Here is a 19,498-nt window from a genome sequence, read left to right as displayed (position 1 = left end):
CTCATCCATAGGTCCGGCCCTCGTCGCGCCGGTAGCCCCACAACGCCACGGCCAGGAAGAGCGCGGTGAAGGCCAGCAGCACGACGACGTGCAGCGCCTGCGAACCACCCTCAGCGGCACCGATGGTGCCCAGGGCGAGTTGGGCGAAGTGGTAGGGCGGGAGCGCCGGGGCGATCCCCTGCACGAACTCGGGCAGTTGGTGGATCGGGATCCACAACCCTGACGCGAACGCCATCGGCAGGTAGAGCACGTTCAGCAGCGCCGGTGCGGAGTTCGGGCCGACGAGGTAGCCGAAAGCCAGGCCCATGGCAGAGAAGGGCAGCGCCCCGAGGATCAGCACCAACCCGAGGCCGATCCACTGGGTGGCGGGCATTCGCACACCACCCAGTGTGGCCCCGAGGATGAACAGCACGCCGATGATCAGCGCGGAAACTGTCGTGGCCATCACGACCTTGGCCACGAAGTAGGCCTGAGGGGGCATCGGTGAGACGCGCTTGAGCCGCATCCAGCCCTGCCCGCGTTCGACGGCGACCGAGACGCCGAAGCCGAACAGCGCCGCGCCGATGACACCGAAGGTGCCGTAGGTCACCATCATGTAGGTGGTCGCGCCGACGCCACGGGATTCGCCGCCGCCGAAGGCCAACCCGAAGAGCACGTAGAACATCACCGGCAGGGCGATCGTGCTCACGGCGAAGATCGGGATGCGGATCAGCTTGAGGAACTCATGGCGGGCCTCGGTGACGTAGATCCTTGCAGGATGCGATCGAGGCGTCCCTGCGTCGGTCGTTGTGCGTGTCGCAGTGTGGGTGGTCATTATGCTGCCTCCGAGTCGCTGGTCAGGGTGAGGAAGGCCTCCTCGAGGCTTGGTTCGGTCACGGTCACATCGGCGGCCGAGGGGTCAAGATCGAGCAGCGCGCGAAGTGCGGGCTCGGCGGATCCGACGAGCAGCTCAAGCCACTTTCCCTCGCGTGATGCGCGGGCCACGCCGGGCCACTGTCGAGCCACGGACAGGCTCACCGAGGTCTGTACACGGATCCGTCGCCCGGGCACCAGGGCCTTGATCTCGGTGGGCGTTCCCTGGGCGATCACCACGCCGCGGTCGATCACCACAATCCGGTCGGCCAACGCGTCGGCCTCCTCGAGGTAGTGCGTGGTGAGCACGACGCCACGCCCGGACCGGGCCAGCTCGCGCAACGTGGCCCACAGGCCTCGCCGAGCCTCCACGTCCAGGCCGGTGGTCGGCTCGTCGAACATCAGCAGGTCCGGGTCGCCGGCCAGGGCGATGCCGAACAGCACGCGTCGCTGCTGGCCGCCGGAGAGCTCGCCGAACATCCGGTCCTCGAGCCCGTCAAGACCCGCAGCGGCGATGACCTGCGTCATGGGCAGGGGCGCGGGGTAGTAGCCGCGGAACCCGGTGAGGAGTTCACGCACACGCAGAGTGTCAGGTACTCCCGAGGCCTGCAGCATCGTGCCGAGGCGACGCCGTGCCCGCATGTCGCGGGGGTCGTGCCCGAAGAGTCGCGCCGTTCCCGATGTTGGTGCCGTCAGGCCGGTGAGCATCCCGATGGCCGTGGACTTGCCGGCCCCGTTGGGTCCGAGGAAGGCCAGCAGCTCGCCTGCCCGCACCTCCAGATCGAGTCCACGGACGGCCTGAACCGTGGCCGCGCCCTTTCCGAAGTGCTTGGAGACGCCGAGCAACTCGGCCAGGACGGGGGCGCCGTGGCTGGTGGGCGAGTAGTGGTGTGTCTGCTGCCTGGTGGTCATACCCCAAGGCTCGCACCCTTGGTGTCGCGGCAGTAGTGCACGAAATCATGACCTCGGCATGACAGATGTCATGCGCCCGTGGGGTGCGGCGCCCGCTGCGACGTCACCGGTCGAGGACCGATCGAGCGTCGGGTGCGCCTGCTCGGCCGTGCTGATTGTCGGTCGAGAACCCAATCCCCCTGGACTCACGCCTCCTTCGTGAGGCGGAACACCCGGAACCGGGCCCGTCGCAGCAAGGCCCCGGTCCCCAGCGCGAAGGACTGCCCCGGCTCGACCTGCCAGTCGGGGAACTCAGCAGGCGCGCCACGAGGTCAGCCTGGGCTCGACCCGCGACCACCCACGGTGTCAGCCCCCCGCGATACAGCAGGTCGTACATGGGTCAAGTATGATCCCCGATCACCGGCAGCACGACCTCGTTGTGTCGCATGAACCATGGCGTCCAGGGCGGGTTGAAGCGGGCGAACCGAGGTGGCCCGCTGGCCTGGAGCCCGGCGTTCGTCACAGCACTGCGGAGTTCCTCCAGGTGCGGCCCGATATGAAGGCCACGAGAACCCGGAAAGCGTCGTTGCCGGCGTCGGTGAACGAGCTGGTCACCTCGACCTCGGCCACCAGATGCGACGGGTAGCGGCGCAACTCGAAGCCCGGAAACCGCTGAAGGACGTCGAAGGGCTGTTGCTCGGTCATGTCGCCAGCGTCACATACTCAAGCCGAACGGCAAAGGGGGCGCCGGCGAGTGACGAAACCTTGGCAGCGGTTCCGGGCGACCAGCGCACCGGACCCGGCATGGTCTCGGTGGGAACAAGGCCGGAGCTTGAGGCATCACTAGTTGGTTACTGCCAGAGGCTGGCGATGGGGAGGGCCCAAATGCGTTCGCCGAGCGGGTAACTGGTGGCTCCAGTGTGCAGGACGATGCCGCGATGGAACGTGTCTCCAATATGGTCGCGAAGCCACGCGAGATGTCTGGCGTCGCGGAGCTCCAGGGTGCTTGCGGCTTTGATCTCGATCCCGACGATCTGGCCGGCGGCGGATTCGAGAAGGAGGTCGATCTCGCGGGTCTGGTTTCCGTCTCGAACGTGGTGTGCGGTGACTGCGGGGGTGGCCAGCCTGAGCAGAGGCCGGAGTTGGGCCAGGACGAAGGTGTCGATCAGTCGGCCGATCCGGTCGCCGCTCTTCAGGATGCCGGTTCGGGTGTCTCCTGCGAGATGTGCGGCTAGTCCGGTGTCGATGATGTGATACTTCGGGGTCTTGACCATGCGGTTGAAGCGGTTGGCGGTCCAGGCGGGGAGGCGCTCGATGATCCGCAGGTCCTCAAGCAGATCCAGGTAGGCATTGGCGGTCCGATGGTCGATTCGGGCAGCTCCGGCGAGCGTGGTCAGGGACGGCAACCCGGCGGTGTTCAAGGCGACGGCCCGCAGGAGGGCGCCGAGACCAGCCGGTGAGCGGACCTCGGCGAGGTTGGCAACATCATGGCGGACGAGCTGGTCGATGTAGCCCTCGTACCACGTCGAGCGTGCGAACTCGCTGAGGCCGACGGCGCTGGGGAAGCCGCCGCGGAGGGCGTGGTCGAGATAGTCGACGAGGGTGGGGGCCGCCTCGAGGGTGCCCACGGGTGGGTCCTCGTCGCTGAACCACCTTTCGGGAGCGACCTTGGCCCGGTGCCGGTCATGGAGTTCGCCGACGGTGAGCCCAAACATGGACAACGGGACGACGCGGCCGGTGCCGGGCCAGCCGGCGGAGTCCAGCCTGGCCCGGATGCTGCCGGTCAGGATGAATCGGCCCGCGCCTGGGCGGGCGTCGACCGCGCGTTTCACAGCACCCATCGACTCAGGGACGACCTGCCACTCGTCAATCAGGACCGGCGTGGGTTGGGCGGCGAGCACGGCGTCCGGGGCTGCCCGGAATGCGGCCGCCTCATCGGGGCGGTCCAGGCGCATCACGGACGCCGCCCTGCGCAACGCGGTGGTTGTTTTGCCGCAGCCGCGCGGTCCGGTCAGCATCAATGCTGGCAGTTCCGCGAGGAGCGCGTCGAGCGTCCCGTCGACGTAGCGCGGGATGTAGACGTCTTCAACGCTCATGGACATTCAGGACATTCACCCTTCCGGCCATCTGATGTCACATCAGCAGGCATGCTGATGTCATTTTAGCAGACCTCTCGATGCGGGTCTCGCAGAGAGGTTCCGCCCTCGCCCAATCGAGAGGGCAAGGGCACTGGCAAATGCCCGCAAACTGGGCGATACATCCCGTCGGCGGGGTGGGCTAGTGTCGGCCGATAGACCACACCACCAGCACGACTGCGGGAGGCCGCTGCCATGCGCCTATCAGTCCTCGCGGAACCCGGACGCCGCCAGCCCCTGTTCGCTCGCCGGGGCGCCGTCGCCACCTCGCAGCCACTGGCCGCCGAAGCCGGTCTCACGATCCTGCGCGCCTGCGGCAACGCGGTGGATGCCGCCGTGGCGATGGCGGCGTGCCTTCCCGTGGTGGAGCCGTGCAGCAACGGGTTGGGCTCGGACGCCTTCGCCCTTGTCTGGGACGGAGAACGTCTGCACGGCCTCAACGGGTCCGGCCGGGCTCCGGCGTCTGCTTCGGCCGCCCGCCTCCGAGGCCAAGGGCGGGCGACCATGCCTCTGCTGGGCTGGGAGGCAGTGACTGTCCCGGGCGCCGTTCGCGCGTGGGCGGACCTGCACGGCCGGTTCGGGCGGTTGCCCTTCTCCGACGTACTGCAGCCGGCCATCGCGCTGGCCGCCGAAGGATTCGCGGTCTCGGGGGTGGTCGCATGGGGGTGGCAACGGGGCGTGGCGGCCGCGGCCGAGCGACAGGACGAGCCCAGCGCGTCCGGGTTCGCCCCGCTCTTCGCGCCGGGGGGGCGCGCGCCCGCCGTGGGCGAGTTGTGGCGTAGCCCCGAGATGGCCGCGACACTCACCGCCATCGCGGCCAGCTGCGGCGAGGACTTCTACACAGGCGAACTCGCCGCGCGGATCGTGTCGTTCGCACGCACCAGCGGCGGCGGGCTGGCGGCCGACGATCTGGCTGGGCACACGAGCGAATGGATACAGCCGATCAGCGCGCGCTACCGGGACCACGAGGTCTGGGAGGTGCCGCCGAACGGTCAGGGGATCGCCGCGCTCATCGCCCTCAACGTGCTTGACGGCTCGCCCCTGTCGGCCAGGTCAGCGGGGGGTCGCTTCTCCTCGCCGCAGTACCAGTGACCAGGTCCAGACTGCCCCGATCAGCGCCAGGAACGCTGCTGCGGCCAGTGCGGCGGCGACGCCCTGGTCGCGGGCGATGAGACCGAGCAGCAACGGGCCGAGGCCGAGGCCCAGGTCGAGAGCGGCGCTGGCCGTCCCGGCGGCGGCGCCACGTTGGTGGGGGGCGGCGGTTGAGAAGACGGCGGTGAAGAACGCTGGGGTACTGAACGCCACACCCACGGCCATGACTGCCGTGCCGAGGAGAAGCCCCGCCGGCGTGGTCCAGGCCGCGACCAGGGCAAGGCCGCCGGCGATCGCGGCCAGGGACGCCGCCCCGAGTGGCAGGGCTGGAAGCCGGTCGGGAACGCGTGCCAGCGTGAGACGGCAGATCACCACCACGAGACCGTAGATCGTGAGGGCCGCGCTGGTGTTGGCCATGCCGATGCGTGTGCTGTGCAGCGAGGCGAACGCCATGAAGCCCCCGGCCGCGAGAATCGAGGCCATCAGTCCCAAGGCTGGCGGAACTGCCGGCAGATGGATCAGGTGACGGGCTCCGTCGGCCGTTGCCGGATCGGGCGTGTGGGTCTCGGAGAGCAGCAGCGCCATGCCTGCGGCGAGGACCATCAGAATGGCTGCCACCACCCAGGTCATGGTGAATCCGGATGCAGCCAGGACCATCGCTCCCAGGGGAGGGCCCATGGCGAGCCCGAGGTAGAGCCCCAGCGAGTTGTAGCTGAGCGCCTCCCCGGTCCGGGCGCGAGGTGCAAGGTCCGCCAGCATCGCGAAACCGGCGACGAAGAACGCCGCCTCGCCGACTCCCTGGAGGAGACGAAACGCGACCACCAGCGCCAGCGTCTCCGTCAAGGGCATCAACGCGAGGCCTGCAGCGCCCACCAGCGCGCCCGCGACCAGCAGCGGCCGCCTGCCAATCTGGTCGGCCAGCCGTCCGGCGAAAGGCCGGAGCAGGAGCGCCATGAGCGCGAAGGCTCCGAACGCCAGACCCGCCCCGGCCTCGTCTGAGCCGACAGGCCCCGTCACGAAGAGCGGGAGGGAGTGGATGGAAACCCCAACCGCGGTGAAGTAGACCAGATCCGCGACCCCCAGAAGGATGAACGCGGGCGTGAAGAGAGGCTCCCTCGCCTCGCGGTTCACGGCATGATCCACCCGTCGAGCCTATCCCCGCGTCGGGACCCCGTGGTCGGTGCGGAAGCTGCGCCACACGTTTTCGAAGAAGTCGTCGTCGCTGGGGATGGGGCGGACGTCGCGCCAGGTGAACTCCGGCACGCCCTCGCCGGACCAGTCCACCTCCTGGGTCACGCCGTCGAGCGCTCCGGCGTCGAGGACGAACCGGAACTCCTCAGGCAGGCCGAGATCCTGGTCCGGCCACGGCAGTTCACCCTCGGGGTCGGTGTAGAGCACGGAGCCACGGGAGTTCCCGCCGTGATCCAGGTAGTCCTTCATGGCGTGAAGGTAGACGTACTGACTCGTGAGGATGTCATGGATGAGGAACAACCGGTTGACGCTGCGCCTCGAGGACTCGTCGATGACCATGAGCTGCTCGTAGCCGGCCAGCCACTGGGTGACCTGCTCCAGCGCCGCCAACACGGACGCGCGGGAGCGCACGAGGCCGGCGTTCAGGCTCATCAGCTCGGTGACCTCGGTGATCAGGCTGCCCGTGTTGTCCTCGGCTCCTGACCGGAAGCGTTCGACGGCGTCGGCCAGCAGCCGCGTCGCCCTCTCCATGCTCGGGATGGCCACGGCATCGAAGCCGTCACCGCCGGGGGGATCCGCCCGGCGCGCGGCGATGAACTGGGCGGCTCGGGTGGCGCCGACCTGGCCGGAGTTGAGCGCCGCCCCGCCCGGACGGTAGACGCCGTGGGCCCCGGCGGCTTCGCCGACGGGGAACAGGCCGTCGATGACGGCGGAGTGCCACCAGTCATCCACGGCGATGCCGCCGTTGTTGTGCTGGGCGCACACCGCGATCTCCAGCATGTCCTTCTCCAGGTCGACGCCCGGGTTGCGGCCCAGGTAGAACTGGTAGGACGGGTCGTTCATGTGCCGCAGCCGCTGGATGGGCGTGGTGCCGGCGAGATCTGCCGCACCTGCGCGCTCGAGGTAGACGCGGGCCTGCTCGTCGAGCTGCGCAGCGTCCAGGTCGCCCGCCGGATTGCTGCGGAAGTCGAGGAAGACGCGTCGGCCGCGCATGGCCGTCTCGCGGTAGACGAGCAGGTCGATGATGCTGGACCCGTCACGCGCCTTGCGGATGTCGAAGGGCCACTGGTAGCCCTTGAGGAACACGAGGCTGGCCAGCAGGTTCTGGTCGGCAATGACGTCGGAGAGGAATTCGCGCTCGTCGCCGCCGTCGGCGTCCGTGGACACGAACCGCGGCACCACCTGCATGTAGGTCCCGGACACGTTCCAGCGGGGCTTGATCGACGCCAAGCCGAACTGCCACTCTGTGAGGTTGTGGCCGCGGGCGCCGTTGCGCAGAGCGGCTCCGGCGCCTCCCCATTGGCCGTGCGGGAAGACGGAGTCGGCGTACATGCCTGCGGGGCCGCCGGTGGCCTGCACTACGTTGGTGGCCCGGATCAGCAGGAAGCGCGAGGTCTCCCTCGCCAGTTGCTGGACGAGGGTGCCGCTCGGCTCCGGAGCTGGCACCTCGCCCAGGTTGGTCTCGACGGTCTCCTCCTCCTGGGCTGGATTGCGGCTGGTTCCGACGTCGGTGCGCAGGAACAGCGCCCCGCGGATCTCGCCGTCCTCGGCGAGGAGGTCGATGAGCCTGCAGTTCCCGATGACCGGGATGTCGAGGGAGCGGATGCGTGCCTCGAGAGACTCCACCATCGACTTGCTGGTGAACGGCCCGACGGAGGTGGCGCGCTGGCGCGGGTCGTGGTCGGTTTTGTAGCCGACGAACTCGCCGGAGTGGTTGGCCGGGAACGGGACCCCCGCCTCGATGAGGTGGTAGAAGCAGCGTGCGCTGAGGGCCGCCTCGGCCAGTGCGTTGTCACCGTCCATGGACCCGCCGCTGAACAGCGTCTCCGCCATCGAGCGCACCGAGTCCGGCTCGCTCCCGGACAGGGTCAGCTTGTAGTAGGTCTGCTTGTCGGAGCCCGCGTTGCGCGATGCCCCGGCGCGGATCTTGTCAGCCACCATCACCACGTCGGGGGCGCCGAAGCCGGCCAGCCGCTCGGCGGCGCAGTACCCGGCCGAGCCGGTGCCGATGACCAGGGTGGTGGTGGTGATGACAGGCACGCGCTCTGCGCCGAGGGTCACGTGGGTCAGGGTGGGGTCGGTCACGGCAGGTCCTTCAGAGTCGGGGGAGGTGCATGCCGCCGTCGACGTGGATGACGTCTCCGGTGCTGTAGGGCATGGCGCCCGTGGAGAGGGCGGCGACGGCGCTGCCCACATCCGAGGCCTGGCCCCACCGGGGCATCGGCGCGAGGCCCTGGGCGAACAGGGCGTCGTAGCGTTCCGTCACGCCGGCGGTCATGTCGGTGGCGATGACGCCGGGGCGGACCTCGTAGACGGGGATCGCCTCGGGTGCGAGCCGCGCCGCCCACAGCCGGGTGGCCATGGAGACGCCGGCCTTGGAGAGGCAGTACTCGCCGCGGTTGATGGACACCGTCGTGGCCGAGATCGAGGAGACGTTGATGATGGTGCCCCGCACGGGGGCGTCGGCCTCCACGGCCTGAGCCAGCATCTGCCGGGCGACGGCCTGGGTCAGGAAGTAGGGTCCGCGAAGGTTGATCCCCATCACCCGGTCGTAGCTCTCAGGGGTGGCCTCCAGCAGGTCGCGGCGTTCCTCCGGTGCGACGCCGGCGTTGTTGACCAGGACGTCGATCCGGCCGAACCGGGCGACGATGCTTGCGACCAGGCCCGCGTGGGAGTCGACGTCGTCGACCCGGCCCTGAAAGTAGGCCGCCTTGTCCTGCCCGCCAAGCCCTTCGATGAGGCCATCGGGTTCGGGGCGGGTGGCGACCACCGCCACACGGAAGTTCTGGCTGATGAGGGCCTGCGAGATGCCGAGGCCGATGCCTCTGCTGCCTCCCGTGACCACGGCGACACGATTCATGTTCGCCATTGTTGCTGGATCCACGAGCTTTGGCAAGCGTTTTCCCGGACTAGTCGGTCACGCTGCTGGCGTTGCCGTTGCGGGAGTCTCGGATGACGTGTTGCCATGGCGGAAGGCCTTACCTGTCGACGTCCACAACGCGAGAAACGAAGGAACTGAGAGTGACGACGACCTCGTCGCGCTGCGGGTGAAGGGGAGTGCCGGGCACGCCCGCTGTTGACAACGAAGCTGTCCGCCCCGAGGGGGTTCGGATGGGTCCGCGAAACTGACCCTGGTGTCCTACTCGGGCCAGGGGCGGCGGCAGTACCCTCATCTCACTGGCCTGAGCTGGACGGGCAAGTGCACTCATCAGTCGACAGGAGCCCACGTGCGCACCGCCACCCCTGAGTCGGTCCAATCGCCTCTGGCCCGCCGCGGGCGAGTCCGCCCCCTCCTCTCAGGCAGTGATGCCTGATGGCCGGGGCCAGGACCAGCCTCGGCGGATCGATCGCCACGATCATTGTCAGCGAACCGGCCATCCACGGCGTCATCCTGGTGGCCGGCCTTGTCGTGATCCTCGGCAACAGCGACGAAGCGTCGTGGGACGTGCTCGTCAAGGTGATCGCCACATTGGTGGTGTTCTGGGCCGCGCATGTCTACGCCGGCGCTGTCGCCCACCTCGGCGATGAGTACGAAGGCGAGACCCCCTGGCGGACGCGCGCGATCAAGGCCACCCTTGATGCGCTCGATCATTCCTGGGGCATGCCCGTTGCCGGGGTGATCCCGCTCGTGGTGCTCACCATGGGGACGTTCAACCTCATCAGCGACCACAACGCGATCTGGGGAACCCTCTGGGTTGCCGTTGTGGTCCTCGGCATCCTCGGCTGGCTCGGAGTCGCGTCGTGGAGTCCGCGACTGCAGGCCCGGCTCCTCGGCGCCCTCATCACCTCGCTGCTCGGGCTGGCTCTCGTCCTGCTCAAGGCGCTGGTCAAGTAGTCGGTCTGCGCAGGGCGTCGGTGTCGGTCAGCAGGTCCTCGCAGGTGACGACCCGCCCGCGGCATCAGTCACGGCCCGGCGACTCCGAGAATGAAGCGACGATGCGCCCCGGGCGCAGTTGGGTGCTTGCTTCAGGTGTCGAAGGGAAGGGTCACTCTGAAGACCGTGCGGCCGGGCCGCGACTCCACGCCGAGCGTGCCGCCGTGCTCCTGGGTCACGATGCGCCACGCGGTGTCGAGGCCGAGGCCGGTGCCGACCCCCTGCGGCTTGGTCGTGAAGAAGGGTTCGAAGATCCGGTGAAGATCCTCCTCGGGGACGCCCGGGCCGTCGTCCTCGATCTCGACGACGGCGTGGTCGCCGTCGCGATGGGTGCGGATCGTGACTGTTCCCGAGCCGGCCGTAGCGCCTGCGGCGTTGTCGAGGATGTTCGTCCACACCTGGTTGAGCGTGTTGCCGTGAACCCGAAGCTGCGGAAGCGAGCGGTCGAACTCGCGCTTCACGGTGACGTCCCGCAGGGCATGGTTGAGGATCGTCAGCGTGCTCTCAATGCCGTCGTGGAGGTCGACGCGCTGCTCGGCGGCGCGGTCCATGTGGGTGTAGCCCTTGACGGCCTGGACGATCTCGGTGATTCTGTGGCTGCTGCGCACCAGAACCTCGACCGACTCGCGCGTCGCGTTCGTCGCGCTGATCCAGGTCAGCATGTGCACGAGGTCGGCGCCGGCCACCTGGCCCGCGAGATCCCGGATCGAGGCAACTGTCTGCCCGGCCTCGGCCAGCCCGGGGCCCAGCGACCAGCCCTGGGGCACTCCGAGATCATCGAGCACCTGCTCGATCTCACTTTCCCGGCGGTCCCGCTCGAGGGGGCCGAGCTGCTCCCCGGCTGCCGGCACCGGTGGGAGCGCGAGTGCGGTGAGCAGGCGGCACTGGTCCTTGGTGATGCCTTGGGAGACCAGGGTGTTCAGCGCTTCGTCCCGTTGGGCCAGGGCGGCGGTGAGCCGGGCGCTGGCGCGGCTCACCGCGGCGGCGGGATTGTTCAGTTCATGGGTGAGCCCGGCGGAGAGCTTGCCGAGAGCGGCCATTTTTTCGAGGTAGCGGGCCTTCTCGTCGAGGATCAGCGCGGCGTTGCGGCGCTCCAGTTCCTCGGCGTGAAGGCGCTCGCTGATGTTGCGGAAAAAGCCATGGGTGGCGATGATCGTGCCGCTCATGTAGCGGTTCGTGACGCTTCCCTCGACAGGCACGGGATCTCCGGACTTCGTCCTGAAGACCGCCTCCATGTAGGGGATGGACTCTCCCCCCAGCGCCTTGCCGAAGTAGAGCTGGCAGTGCTCGAGCGAGCTGTCGTGGATCGTGTCCCACATGTCCAGTGCGCTCACCTCGTCCGGGGTGTAGCCGAGGGTGTCGAGCCAGGCTTTGTTGACGAACTCGAACGTGCCATCCGGGCGGACGCTCTGAATCATGTCGTGCGCGTTGTCGATGGCGGCCCGGTAGCGCTCTTCGCTCTCGGCCAGCTGGAGGTGGGCCTCGTTCTGGTTCGGCTCGGACATGTGGCCCCACGCCTTCCCGGTTCTCCGGATTGTCACTGGACACGCTGCCCAGTCCGTCCAAGGATAGGAACGCAACGGCGACGGCACCAGTGGCCCGGGACGACCGGACCGCCGTCGGGGGAGGTGGCAATGGCGAAACCGATCATCCTCGCGGTCGATGACGACGCGGAGGTCCTGCAAGCAGTGGCTCATGACGTTCGGCAGGGCTTCGGGGAGCGCTTCCGTGTCATTCGGGCGGATTCGGGCGGCCGGGCACTCGAAGTGCTGCGGCAGCTCAAGCTGGCCAGCGAATCCGTCGCCCTTCTGCTGGTGGACCAGCGCATGCCCGAAATGTCAGGCGTGGAACTCCTCTCACGGGCCAAGGAGCTCTATCCCGACGCGAAGCGGGTGCTGCTGACGGCCTACGCCGACACCGAGTCTGCGATCACGGCGATCAACGAAGTCCAGCTGGACTACTACCTCATCAAGCCCTGGGATCCGCCCGAGCAGCGGTTGTACCCGGTCCTCGACGACCTGCTCGACGACTGGCTCGCGGCTCACCGCCCGCCTTTCGAGGGGGTTCGGGTGATCGGGCACCGGTGGTCGGCGGAGTCTCACGCGGTGCGTGACTTCCTGGCCCGAAATCAGGTGCCCTATCAGTGGTTCGACCTCGCCACCGACCCCCACGCCGCGGAGCTGCTCGCCCTCGTCGGTGAGGGTGCGCAGTCCCCGGTTGTCATCTTCCCCGACGGAGTCGTGCTGCAGCAGCCGTCCGCCGAGCAGATCGCCGAGACCTTGGGGCTGCGCGGCCACGCCGAGGTGCCGGTCTACGATCTGCTCATCGTCGGCGGTGGCCCCGCCGGCCTGGCGGCTGCGGTCTACGGCGCGTCCGAGGGATTGCGCACCGTCCTCGTCGAACGGGAGGCCACCGGTGGACAGGCGGGGATGAGCTCGCGCATCGAGAACTATCTCGGCTTCCCGTCTGGGCTGTCCGGCGGCGACCTGGCCCGCAGGGCGACGACACAGGCCAAGCGTTTCGGCGTCGAGCTGTTGCTGACGCAGGAGGTCTCAGCGCTGCGGACCACCCCCGGGTCCTTGGGAGTGAGCCTGTCGGACGGGACCGAGCTCGGCGCCCATTCGATCGTCCTCGCCACCGGTGTGTCCTACGTGAGGCTCGACGCGCCCGGCCTGGACGAGCTCGTGGGCAGGGGCGTCTACTACGGTGCCGGACTGTCCGAGGTGTCCGCGACCGCCGGGGAGGACGTCTTCGTCGCCGGTGGGGCGAACTCTGCCGGACAAGCCGCGATGCACCTGTCGACCGTGGCGCGCAGCGTCACGATGCTCGTCCGCGGGCAGAGCCTCGCGGCTGGAATGTCGCATTACCTCGTCGAACAGATCGCGCACACCTCCAACATCACCGTCCGGCTGGGCGCCAGCGTGGTGGGGGCCAGCGGTGAGGATCACCTCGAGCAGCTCCTCATCCGCGACGGCGCCACCGGCGAGACCGGGAGCGTGCCCGCCTCCGCGCTCTTCGTCTTCATCGGCGCACGGCCACGCACCCAGTGGCTCACGGGTGTGATCGCCAGTGATGACCGCGGGTTCGTCCTGACCGGCCCGGATGTGGCAGGTCAGGACGATTGCGCCTGGCCCCTCGAACGCGACCCGTTCCTGCTCGAGACGAGCGTCCCAGGCGTCTTCGCGGTCGGCGACGTCCGTCACGGGTCCGCAAAGAGAGTTGCGACGGCCGTCGGCGAGGGCGCATCCGCGGTGCTCACCGTCTGGCAGTACCGCACGAGTGTGGGCCTCTGACCACAACCCGGCGGCTCATTGGCAGGTCTGGTCCCGTAGTCGGTATCAGACCTGCCAGCTAGCTCCTCCGGCCTCACGTTCGGGGCGGTCGGCTCGACCCCAGGGCGAGCTTGAGCTGTTCGACCGCCCAGTCCAGGTCGGCGGACTGGATCGTCAAGGGCGGTGCGATGCGGATGGTCTGGCCGTGGGTGTCTTTGACCAGCACGCCGCGGGTCAGGAGCCTCTGCGCGACGTCGCGTCCGGTGCCGCGCGACGCCTCGACGTCGACGCCCGCCCAGAGGCCGGCCACCCGGACCTCGGTCAGGCCGTGGCCCAGCAGGTCGTCGAGGAGGGCCTTGAGGTGATGCCCGAGGGCCGTCGCGTGCTCCTGGAACTCGCCGGTGCGGAGCAGTTCGACCACGCGCAGCCCAACGGCCGCGGCGAGCGGGTTCCCGCCGAACGTCGACCCGTGCTCGCCGGGCCGGAACACGCCGAGGATGTCGCGGTTGCCGACGACGGCCGAGACGGGCAGGATGCCGCCGCCGAGTGCCTTGCCCAGCAGGTAGAGGTCGGGGACGACGCCTTCGCGGTCGCACGCGAAGGTGGTCCCGACGCGGCCGAGGCCGGACTGGATCTCGTCGGCGATGAGGAGCACGTTGTGCTGCGTGCAGAGCTCGCGGACTTCACGCAGGTAGCCCTCGGGCGGGATGATGACGCCGGCCTCGCCCTGGATGGGCTCGATGAGCACGGCTGCGGTGTGGTCGTCGATGGCCGCCTCGATCGCCGCAGAGTCGCCGTACGCCACGATGTCGAAACCGGGGGTGGGCGGCCCGAACCCGTCCCGGGCGAGGGGGTCGTCGCTGAACCCGACGATGGTGGTGGTGCGGCCGTGGAAGTTGCCAGCGGCCACGATGATCCGTGCGGCGTCGGTGGGCACCCCCTTGACGCGGTAGGCCCAGGCGCGGGCGGCTTTGATGCCGGTCTCGACGGCTTCCGCGCCGGTGTTCATCGGTAGGACGAGGTCCTTGCCGCACAGCTCGGCGAGGGCCGTGGCGAGGGCCCCGAGCTGGTCGTTGTGGAACGCCCGGCTGGTCAGGGTGACCCGACCGATCTGCGCGACGGCCGCTGTCACCAGCTCGGGGTGGCGGTGCCCGAAATTGAGGGCGGAGTAGGCCGACAGCAGGTCGAGGTAGCGCCTGCCCTCGACATCGGTCACCCAGACGTCCTCGGCGGTCGAGACGACCACCGGGAGTGGATCGTAGTTGTGTGCCAGATGCTCGCTTTCCTCGTGGATCAAGTGCGTCGTCGCTGTGTCGGGATTCGTCTTGGTGCTCATGGTCTGCCTCCTCGCAGGGTCAGGGTGCAGCATTTGATCCCGCCGCCGCCGAGGTGCAGCTCGGACACGTCGACGTGGATCGGGTGGTAGCCGCGCTCGCGCAACTGGGCGTCGAGGCGGGTGACGGGCGGCGACAGGACGACGTTGCGGCCGTCGCTAACCGCGTTGAGCTCGAGGCTCGCGGGATCGGCGGCGGGGACGCGGATCGCGTCTGGGAACCGCTCGAGGAGCTCGCGCTGGCCGCGCTGGTCGAAGGCCGACGGCAGGTAGGCGATGTTCGCCTTCTCGACACCACCTGGGCCCTGCACCGGGTCGAGGACGCAGACGGCGGTGTCGAGGTGGTAGTAGGTGGGGTCGACCAGCCGCAGCGAGACGACCTCGCGTCCGAACACGTCCGCGACCTCGGCGTGGCTGTCCAGCTGGGACCGGAAGCCGTAGCCGGCGAGGATCGTCTCGCCCACCAGCAGGAGGTCGCCCTCGCCCTCCTGGATGGCGAACGGCTCGACGACGTCGACCCCGTGGGCCGCGAACCACTCCCGGAACGGGCGCTCCTCACCCCGCCGCTCACCGACGGCGAACCGGGCGCCCAGGGCCACGCCGTCGATGACGAGTCCCCCGTTGGCCGTGTAGACCATGTCGTCCAGGCCGGGGATCGGGTCGATGAGGTCGACCTCGTGACCGAGGCCCAGGTACGTGTCGTGGAGCGCCTGCCACTGCCGCACCGCCTTGGCCGTGTCGGTCGCGCGCGTGCGGTTCATCCAGGGATTGATCTCGTAGTTGACTGTGAAGTAGTCCGGCCGGCACATCAGGTACCGGCGTCGCTGCTGGATCCGGTCTTGAGAAGGCATCTCGCTCCCCACCGAGTGCGGACGGCGGACGCTGTCCTGGGGCCCGGCGGCACTTCGACCCGCGGCCTGGCCGCGAGGAGAGGCGACACGAGCACGCCTGGCTCCATTATTCCATCGAACGGGCACCTCCCAGGAGGTTCATTTCGATCCTCCACGCTCCGCGCCGTCGATCGCCTCGATCAGGCGGGCGCGTTCCCTGTCGATCCACTGCCGGCCGCTGTAGGCCTGAACGAATGTCTCGGCGAACTCGACGGGGTCCTCGCCCACGATCGCGCGCACCGGCGTGCCGTCCACCGCGGCGCGTTCCCAGAGCTCGACATGGTCGCCCATCATCGTCATGAGGGTGGCGCCGTCGGTGACGCCCCCGTAGTACGTGAGATACCGCTGCAGCGCCTTCGCGGCGCTGGCTCAAGGCTCGGGAACCGAGCCCGAACCCATCAGGACGCTCGTCGAAGTGGTGCGCGGCCTGGTCGTCGCGGCTCGCGACAACCATTGAGCCATCCTGGATCACGCCCAGGCGAACACCGGCCCGAACGCCACGCCAACCACGACCGCCCAGGCCAGATACACCGGCAGATAGCCCGTCTGCCAACGCTCGAGATCGGCGTAGGGGCGACGACCCCGCAGGAAGCCGACCAGCAGGACCACGGACCCGACGAGGTTGACCAGCAGCAGTGCGTTCAAGCCCAGCGAGGCCACCTTGTTGGGGCTGAACCCGAAGGCGCCGATGCGGCCCAGCATCGCCACCAGCACGTAGGCATCGACGACGATCGCGCTTCCGAGCAGCACAACCTGAAGCCACTCGAAGGCGCCCGGCGGGGTCAGCGGGTCGCGGGCCGACACCGAGTAGAGCAGCAGTGCCAGCACCACGATGAGCACCAGATCGAAGACGATGAGCAGCTCGCGGTCCACGGTGCGTAGGTCGCCCTGCCAGATCGCGGCCGCCCCGAACGCCAGCAGCATCACGGCGAAAAGGGGCGTGAACACCCTTGTCAGGACTGGTGCCATGTTCTCGATGACGCCCTGCTTGGCGCCCACCAGCCAGGCCGCCACCAGCACGGCCCCGGCCGCGCCGCACGGGAGGACCCACGAGAAGATGGCGGTCTCGGTGTCCACCCCGATGGTGCTGAACACGCCCGCGGTGAGCCCGAGCAGGACGCCGCTGCCGAGCCCGATCAGCACGTAGTAGATGAACCATTCGCCCGTGAACCGGACGTAGTCCATCCTGGCCCGTTCTGAGCGCCAGTCTCCGCCGGCATGGGCCACCCCGAGCAGCAACCACAGGGCGACGGGGAGGTGGAGTGCGGCCAGGATCTCGGTCGCAGACTCGCCCGCGAACGGGTAGAGGTTCAGGACCAGCGCGGATGCCGCCACCGCCACGCCCACCAGCGCCAGAAGTCGGGCCCGCATCCGCGGCTCGACGGCGGCGCGCCACACGAAGAAGCCGGCCAGGAAGGGCAGCACCAGGAGGGGGAGGTTCTTGACGTAGTGCTCCGGATTCTCCTCCAGCCCGATCCCGAACAGCGCGGGGACCTTCACCGCGACAGCCGCCGCGACACCCAGGCCCAGCGCCACCCCGAGCCCCCGTCGACCGTCGGTGGCGGAGTCCGCCGAGCCCACCACCAACTGCTTCCACAGCCTGTCCGAGTGCTCCTGGGCGTACTCGCGCGACAGCGCGTCCACCTCTCCCAGGCGCCCGACGGCGATGAGGAACGCCTCGTCCTCGGACAACCCGACGCCGCGCAGGTCGGCCATCTCGTCGCGCAGGTGCGACTCCAGCTCGTCGACGTCGGCCGTGCTGATCGCCGCGCGGCGTCCGACGAAGCCGCGCCACGACTCGATGCGCGCCTCGACGCCGGGGATGTGCTGCGCGCTCATGCGGGGGCACCCCCCACGACGAGGCTGCCGGGGTGGGCGGCCGCTGCGGTCCACACCTGCCGCAGCGCCTCGCTCACTACGCGCCACTGCTCACCGTGCTCGGCCAACGCGGCCCTGCCGTCGGCCGTGATCCGGTAGTGCTTGCGCCGGCGCCCCTCGGTGGAGGTGTGCCAGCCGGCCTCGACGTAGCCGAGGCGCTCGAGGCGGTGAAGGAGTGGGTAGAGCATGCCCTCGGTCCAGGCGAGTTCGCCGCCGGACAACTCGCCCACACGTTTCAGGATCGCGTACCCGTATGACTCGCCCTCGGCGAGGATCCCCAGCACGAGCGGCGTCGCCGCCGCGGCCACCAGGTCTTTGCCTACCCTCACAATGCGCTCCTTTGTAGCCTAGAGCTGCAAGGTATCGCAGCAATGCCTAGAGGTGCAAGGTGTGGGCTGTGCCGCGAGCGTGCGCTGAGGTTCTAGGACCGCCTCTCGCGGCGGCGGGCGATGACCACCGCGACCACCACCGCTGCCAGGGCGGTGCTTACCAGCGTTGCCAGTCCAAGCTCCGGCGCGCCGGCCCACAGCGAGGCGATCGGCACCCGGCATCCCAGCCGCGCCGGCGCGTACCCCCACCACAGCGCCATTGCCGCCGCCGCCCCCACGACGGCGACCAGCGAGCGCGCCACACTGCGCCGTCGCCCGAGCAGCGGAACCACCGACAGGCTCTGCGCCAGCAGTGCGCCCAGGACCAGCAGGGCCGCGTTGGCCTCGACGGGGTTGAACGACGGCGGGGGAGCCGGCGTCCCCAGCGTGAGGTGCAGGAGTTCGGACTGGAACCGCGCCCAGCGCGTGGTGTCCAGGCCCGCCCCCGTGTTGGTCACCGCGACAATGCCGAACCCGAGCGTGGGGCACGCCAGCAGGTAGGACTGGGAGCGGTAGGTGCTGCCGAGATGATCGACGCAGATGGGGAGGGACTCGCCGTCGAGGCTGGCGTCGAGCGGATCCCCGACGTTGCCCCTCAGCTCCCACAGAGGGCGGACCACCCACCCCGACCCGTACTGCGAGTAGGCGCTGACGGTGGCGAGCGGCTCGCGGGCGGCGGCCAGCACGCCGTCGGGAAGGGTGGAGGTCACCGTGCCGAGGTGGGCCCCCACCAGCAGGGTCAGATCGCCGGCCGTGGACACCTGGAACGCCGATGGCACCGCTCCGGGTGTGCATGGGCAGGGCGTCGGCGCGGTGAGCAGCTCGAACCACGGATGGTGCCCGGCGGCCAGCCCGTCGACGGCGCCCGGTGTCGCGGTGGCGCTCGTGTGCTCCAGGCCAAGTGGTTCGTAGACGAGCCTCGCCATGGCGCGCTCGAACGGTTCGCCCGTCACCTGCTCGACGACGGCCCCGAGCAGGTCGTAGTTGCTGTTGGAGTAGGTGTAGGTGCCCGGCGGCTGGTCCGGGCGGGTTCCGGCCAGGGCCTCCGCGTTCGCCGCGATCGACGTCGGCCTCCCGGGCCACCACCCCCACTGCCCCAGCCCGGCGGCGGTGGAGAGGCCGGACGTGTGCCCGAGCAGGTCCGCGATGGTTGCGGCGCCGAGCGTTCCCTCCGTGTCGGGCCATGCGGGGAACACGTCGCCGAGTCGGGTGTCGAGGTTGAGGTGCCCGTCGGCGATCAGCCGCTGGACGGCGAGCGCCGTGAACTGCTTGCTGGTGGAGCCCAGCACGAACCGGGTCTCGCCGGTGACCGGCCGGCCGTCCCCGGCGGTGCCGAGGTAGCTCTCCTGGTACAGGTCCCCATCGCGGACGACGACGACGGCCAGCCCGGCCAGCCGCAGCTCGTCGGCCCTGCGCTCGACGAAGTCTCCTATCTCGCTTGGGCTCGCCCAGTGGTCCGCCGACGCGGGGGCGGGCGTCAATGGCTCCTGCGCCACGGCCACCCGCACCATGCCCAGTACCAATGCGGCGATGCCCAGCCACACGATCAGCGCGCCGGCCAGCAGACCCGGCCGGCGCCTGGTCGTGGTGGGCGGCGGCGGGTTGACGCTGTCCGCGGGGCCCGCGTCGTCGTCGACGGGGAGCACTCCCTTCATACCTCCAGCGTCGCCACCCGTGAGCCCGGGGTCAATACCCCAACCCGGCGGGGGTCTGGCCTGGTGG

Annotated in this window: 18 protein-coding genes; 3 read left to right on the top strand and 15 right to left on the bottom strand. The window is 69.4% G+C overall.

What is annotated here, in order from left to right; genetic code table 11:
- Position 1: 1 nt before the first annotated feature.
- From H5398_RS13760 to H5398_RS13745, 5 genes are all read right to left on the bottom strand, one after another.
- Positions 2–814, bottom strand: coding sequence for an ABC transporter permease (locus H5398_RS13760; RefSeq protein WP_182800406.1), 813 nt, complete (start codon positions 812–814; stop codon positions 2–4).
- A complete protein-coding gene (locus tag H5398_RS13755; protein WP_182800405.1) occupies positions 814–1,764 on the bottom strand; it encodes an ABC transporter ATP-binding protein in 951 nt (316 codons plus the stop codon). Before H5398_RS13755 ends, H5398_RS13760 begins: the two co-directional genes overlap by 1 nt.
- A gap of 379 nt (positions 1,765–2,143) precedes the next feature.
- Positions 2,144–2,287 carry a heme-binding protein gene (locus tag H5398_RS17875; protein WP_220489501.1) on the bottom strand — a complete coding sequence of 48 codons (144 nt, stop codon included), beginning with the start codon at positions 2,285–2,287 and terminating at the stop codon, positions 2,144–2,146.
- Positions 2,263–2,448 (bottom strand): heme-binding protein, encoded by a 186-nt coding sequence (locus H5398_RS16890; protein ID WP_220489467.1) that lies wholly within the window; start codon positions 2,446–2,448, stop codon positions 2,263–2,265. The genes H5398_RS17875 and H5398_RS16890 overlap by 25 nt, the downstream gene beginning before the upstream one ends.
- Positions 2,449–2,594: 146 nt before the next feature.
- Positions 2,595–3,839 carry an ATP-binding protein gene (locus H5398_RS13745; RefSeq protein WP_182800404.1) on the bottom strand — a complete coding sequence of 415 codons (1,245 nt, stop codon included), beginning with the start codon at positions 3,837–3,839 and terminating at the stop codon, positions 2,595–2,597.
- Positions 3,840–4,073: 234 nt separating this feature from the next.
- Here H5398_RS13745 and H5398_RS13740 point away from each other — a divergent pair, with 234 nt between their 5' ends.
- Entirely contained in the window at positions 4,074–4,970 is an 897-nt protein-coding gene (locus H5398_RS13740) for a gamma-glutamyltransferase (protein ID WP_182800403.1), read from the top strand.
- Here the strand turns inward: H5398_RS13740 and H5398_RS13735 are convergent.
- The 3 genes from H5398_RS13735 to H5398_RS13725 are packed head-to-tail and all read right to left on the bottom strand — an operon-like array spanning position 4,932 to position 9,021.
- Complete coding sequence (locus H5398_RS13735) at positions 4,932–6,113, bottom strand: MFS transporter (protein WP_182800402.1); 1,182 nt, start codon at positions 6,111–6,113, stop codon at positions 4,932–4,934. The two genes, H5398_RS13740 and H5398_RS13735, sit on opposite strands and share 39 nt — an antisense overlap.
- Before the next feature lie 9 nt (positions 6,114–6,122).
- Positions 6,123–8,246: an FAD-binding protein gene (locus H5398_RS13730; RefSeq protein WP_220489465.1), complete on the bottom strand. Its 2,124-nt coding sequence runs from the start codon at positions 8,244–8,246 to the stop codon at positions 6,123–6,125.
- Positions 8,247–8,256: 10 nt separating this feature from the next.
- A complete protein-coding gene (locus tag H5398_RS13725; RefSeq protein WP_182800400.1) occupies positions 8,257–9,021 on the bottom strand; it encodes a 3-ketoacyl-ACP reductase in 765 nt (254 codons plus the stop codon).
- Positions 9,022–9,474: 453 nt separating this feature from the next.
- On the opposite strand from H5398_RS13725, the gene H5398_RS13720 reads away from it, so the two are divergent.
- Entirely contained in the window at positions 9,475–9,996 is a 522-nt protein-coding gene (locus H5398_RS13720; protein WP_182800399.1) for a hypothetical protein, read from the top strand.
- Between the two features lie 131 nt (positions 9,997–10,127).
- Here the strand turns inward: H5398_RS13720 and H5398_RS13715 are convergent, their stop codons facing one another.
- Positions 10,128–11,540, bottom strand: a complete 1,413-nt coding sequence (locus H5398_RS13715; RefSeq protein ID WP_182800398.1) for a nitrogen regulation protein NR(II) — start codon at positions 11,538–11,540, stop codon at positions 10,128–10,130.
- Between the two features lie 129 nt (positions 11,541–11,669).
- Between H5398_RS13715 and H5398_RS13710 the strand changes: the two genes are divergently transcribed.
- A complete protein-coding gene (locus H5398_RS13710; RefSeq protein ID WP_182800397.1) occupies positions 11,670–13,328 on the top strand; it encodes an FAD-dependent oxidoreductase in 1,659 nt (552 codons plus the stop codon).
- A 73-nt stretch (positions 13,329–13,401) separates the two neighbouring features.
- Here the strand turns inward: H5398_RS13710 and rocD are convergent, their stop codons facing one another.
- From rocD to H5398_RS13680, 6 genes are all read right to left on the bottom strand, one after another.
- The gene (gene rocD / locus H5398_RS13705; protein ID WP_182800396.1) at positions 13,402–14,643 is read right to left on the bottom strand and encodes an ornithine--oxo-acid transaminase; all 1,242 of its coding nucleotides are present in this window, start codon (positions 14,641–14,643) and stop codon (positions 13,402–13,404) included.
- Positions 14,640–15,491 (bottom strand): dimethylargininase, encoded by an 852-nt coding sequence (gene ddaH, locus H5398_RS13700; RefSeq protein ID WP_182800395.1) that lies wholly within the window; start codon positions 15,489–15,491, stop codon positions 14,640–14,642. The genes rocD and ddaH overlap by 4 nt, the downstream gene beginning before the upstream one ends.
- 138 nt (positions 15,492–15,629) lie before the next feature.
- Positions 15,630–15,881, bottom strand: coding sequence for a DUF1048 domain-containing protein (locus H5398_RS13695; protein WP_220489499.1), 252 nt, complete (start codon positions 15,879–15,881; stop codon positions 15,630–15,632).
- 117 nt (positions 15,882–15,998) lie between these two features.
- Entirely contained in the window at positions 15,999–17,369 is a 1,371-nt protein-coding gene (locus tag H5398_RS13690) for a permease prefix domain 1-containing protein (RefSeq protein WP_182800394.1), read from the bottom strand.
- Positions 17,366–17,737, bottom strand: coding sequence for a PadR family transcriptional regulator (locus tag H5398_RS13685; protein WP_182800393.1), 372 nt, complete (start codon positions 17,735–17,737; stop codon positions 17,366–17,368). The genes H5398_RS13690 and H5398_RS13685 overlap by 4 nt, the downstream gene beginning before the upstream one ends.
- Positions 17,738–17,829: 92 nt before the next feature.
- Entirely contained in the window at positions 17,830–19,431 is a 1,602-nt protein-coding gene (locus H5398_RS13680) for a serine hydrolase (protein ID WP_182800392.1), read from the bottom strand.
- Positions 19,432–19,498: the final 67 nt, after the last annotated feature.

This window comes from Tessaracoccus sp. MC1679 (genome assembly GCF_014164775.1).
Taxonomy (GTDB): domain Bacteria; phylum Actinomycetota; class Actinomycetes; order Propionibacteriales; family Propionibacteriaceae; genus Arachnia.
This window is presented reverse-complemented; position numbering and strand designations above follow the sequence as displayed.

Excerpts from the sequence above, each read along its gene's own strand:
- H5398_RS13760 (WP_182800406.1), bottom strand. The coding sequence starts at position 814 with ATGACCACCCACACTGCGACACGCACAACGACCGACGCAGGGACGCCT.
- H5398_RS13755 (WP_182800405.1), bottom strand. The coding sequence starts at position 1,764 with ATGACCACCAGGCAGCAGACACACCACTACTCGCCCACCAGCCACGGC.
- H5398_RS16890 (WP_220489467.1), bottom strand. The coding sequence starts at position 2,448 with ATGACCGAGCAACAGCCCTTCGACGTCCTTCAGCGGTTTCCGGGCTTC.
- H5398_RS13745 (WP_182800404.1), bottom strand. The coding sequence starts at position 3,839 with ATGAGCGTTGAAGACGTCTACATCCCGCGCTACGTCGACGGGACGCTC.
- H5398_RS13740 (WP_182800403.1), top strand. The coding sequence starts at position 4,074 with ATGCGCCTATCAGTCCTCGCGGAACCCGGACGCCGCCAGCCCCTGTTC.
- H5398_RS13725 (WP_182800400.1), bottom strand. The coding sequence starts at position 9,021 with ATGAATCGTGTCGCCGTGGTCACGGGAGGCAGCAGAGGCATCGGCCTC.
- H5398_RS13720 (WP_182800399.1), top strand. The coding sequence starts at position 9,475 with ATGGCCGGGGCCAGGACCAGCCTCGGCGGATCGATCGCCACGATCATT.
- H5398_RS13715 (WP_182800398.1), bottom strand. The coding sequence starts at position 11,540 with ATGTCCGAGCCGAACCAGAACGAGGCCCACCTCCAGCTGGCCGAGAGC.
- H5398_RS13710 (WP_182800397.1), top strand. The coding sequence starts at position 11,670 with ATGGCGAAACCGATCATCCTCGCGGTCGATGACGACGCGGAGGTCCTG.
- rocD (WP_182800396.1), bottom strand. The coding sequence starts at position 14,643 with ATGAGCACCAAGACGAATCCCGACACAGCGACGACGCACTTGATCCAC.
- ddaH (WP_182800395.1), bottom strand. The coding sequence starts at position 15,491 with ATGCCTTCTCAAGACCGGATCCAGCAGCGACGCCGGTACCTGATGTGC.
- H5398_RS13690 (WP_182800394.1), bottom strand. The coding sequence starts at position 17,369 with ATGAGCGCGCAGCACATCCCCGGCGTCGAGGCGCGCATCGAGTCGTGG.
- H5398_RS13680 (WP_182800392.1), bottom strand. The coding sequence starts at position 19,431 with ATGAAGGGAGTGCTCCCCGTCGACGACGACGCGGGCCCCGCGGACAGC.